Origin of the sequence: Holospora elegans E1 (genome assembly GCF_000648275.1) — a bacterium.
Classification (GTDB): domain Bacteria; phylum Pseudomonadota; class Alphaproteobacteria; order Holosporales; family Holosporaceae; genus Holospora; species Holospora undulata_A.
In genome coordinates this window covers 1-1,234 of sequence record NZ_BAUP01000148.1, presented here as the reverse complement: position 1 = coordinate 1,234, position 1,234 = coordinate 1, and the positions used below count along the sequence as shown (strand labels likewise).

2 protein-coding genes and 1 pseudogene are annotated in these 1,234 nt (G+C 36.3%); all 3 read left to right on the top strand.

The annotated features are described in order from the left end of the window. Positions 1 to 81 precede the first annotated feature (81 nt). Positions 82 to 252, top strand: a complete 171-nt coding sequence (locus HE1_RS09215; protein WP_162531133.1) for a hypothetical protein — start codon at positions 82 to 84, stop codon at positions 250 to 252. A 166-nt stretch (positions 253 to 418) separates the two neighbouring features. Beyond that, a complete protein-coding gene (locus HE1_RS05935; RefSeq protein WP_162480465.1) occupies positions 419 to 694 on the top strand; it encodes a hypothetical protein in 276 nt (91 codons plus the stop codon). Positions 695 to 927: 233 nt separating this feature from the next. After that, positions 928 to 1,234: pseudogene (gene obgE, locus HE1_RS05930) on the top strand (GTPase ObgE); the annotation flags it as partial.

Sequence of the window (1,234 nt, the reverse complement as noted above, 5' to 3'; positions counted from 1 at the left end):
ATACTCCCCCTCACTTTTTTGAAGGGTCTTTAAAAGATCCGAAAGAGAGGCTATTTTATTAAAAATAAACAACAATGTTTAATGCAAATTAACCTCTCATCCAGCGCAGAGACTTTTAAAACTTTCGTGCTTAGTATGATCGATCAGCGAAAGGTTCAGCATCCTGCGCTGATCCACAAGATGAACGCTCCAGCTTCAATAAAATCCAAGCTTGAACGCGTCAGGCGTTTTTTTAAAAGGACAAGGAATTGATTCTGGACTCTTCTCAAAAGCCTTGATATCAAGCATTTGGGAGCCAGTTCCTAAAATGCATTTATGAGCACCTTGTCATTTGCTTAAGATAAAGACCGGGTACTAAACAAACAAAGAGGGGACATTGAACGGCTGTTCAGAACTATGAAAACGCAAGGGGTTACCCTTGAAAATACCCCCTATGAAAGATTTGGGAAGACTTTCCAAACTTATGACCATTGTCTCTGTTGCTATTTTATACGCTTTTATAACGGGCCTTACACAAAAATGTGCTTACAAAAAAACAGTCAGAGCGCCTTTGTATTCATCTTTGTATTCATACTTCACAAGGAGGCTTAGGTGGATCAAAGATAAACTCTTATTCTTTGATTTCAGAGATTTTTTAAACTACCTGAAAAAAAGTGAGGGGGAGTATGACTTTCAATCTAATTCTTTATTATAGATCCCAAAATATATAATCTTTAATTGTAAAAATAAATAAAAAAGAAATAGTAAACTATTTCTAAACTCATTCTACTTTTCACTCTTCTCATGCTTTTTTAAGCAAAACTTTCTGATTTTTTCCAACGACTTTTTACCTTGCTACTCATCTTAATTAAGAATAAAGCCTATATTTCTGGCTTTTTATACTCATTTTTTGTAAGATACATGGAAGGATTAGAAAAAAAAGCTGCTATGCAATTTGTTCAAGACGCGAAAATTTTTATTAAGAGTGGCTCCGGAGGATCTGGAAGTGTCAGTTTTCGTCGAGAGAAAAATATTGAATTTGGGGGACCTGATGGAGGAAATGGAGGCAGGGGAGGAGACGTACTTGTCCAAGGAAACGGAGCAAAGCATACTCTTTTAGATTTTCGGTTTAAGAAAAAATATACAGCAGAAAATGGAAGTCCGGGATCTGGAAGAAAAAAAACTGGAAAAGCGGGAAGAGACTTACTTTTATGGGTGCCTCTTGGAACAGAAATTTGGATAGAAGGGGAAAAGG